General features: G+C 70.6%; 1 protein-coding gene. It reads right to left on the reverse strand.

Annotation, left to right across the window (positions count from 1 at the left end; all coding sequences use genetic code 11):
• A partial coding sequence (locus LG395_RS40970; RefSeq protein WP_225814694.1) for an aggregation-promoting factor C-terminal-like domain-containing protein occupies nucleotides 1-449 on the reverse strand: 449 nt, incomplete at both ends.

The raw sequence follows: 449 nt of genomic DNA on the forward strand, positions 1-449 counted from the left end.
CCGACGGAGGACATCTTGGAGCCGGGCAGTGCCTGGAAGAGGCCGTAGGCACCGGAGGAGGCGTTCACCGCGCGGTAGTTCCAGCTGGACTCGTGGTCCACGATGTTGCTGAAGCACTGGAACTGGCCGCCGCCCACCATCTGACGCGCCATCGCCTGGATCTGCGCCACGGTGTAGCTGCTCTGGACCGGGAAGCTGGAGGAGTCGCGGACGTCGGTCCCGCGGCTGGCCGCGGCCTTCGCCTCGGCGCGCTCCTTCGCCTCCTTGGCCGCCTCCTTGGCCGCCTTCTCGGCGAGCTCCTTCTTGGCGATCGCGGTCTCGGCGGCGGCCTTGCGGGCAGCCTCCTCGGCGTCCTTCTTGGCGCTCACGTCCGCGGCGATGGCCTGCGCGTCGGCCTGCTGCGTCAGGGACGCGGTCTGCACCTGCGCCTGCTGACCCGCGGGTATGTC

The sequence above is a fragment of the Streptomyces spinosus genome (assembly GCF_020400655.1).
Taxonomy (GTDB): Bacteria; Actinomycetota; Actinomycetes; order Streptomycetales; family Streptomycetaceae; genus Streptomyces; species Streptomyces argyrophylli.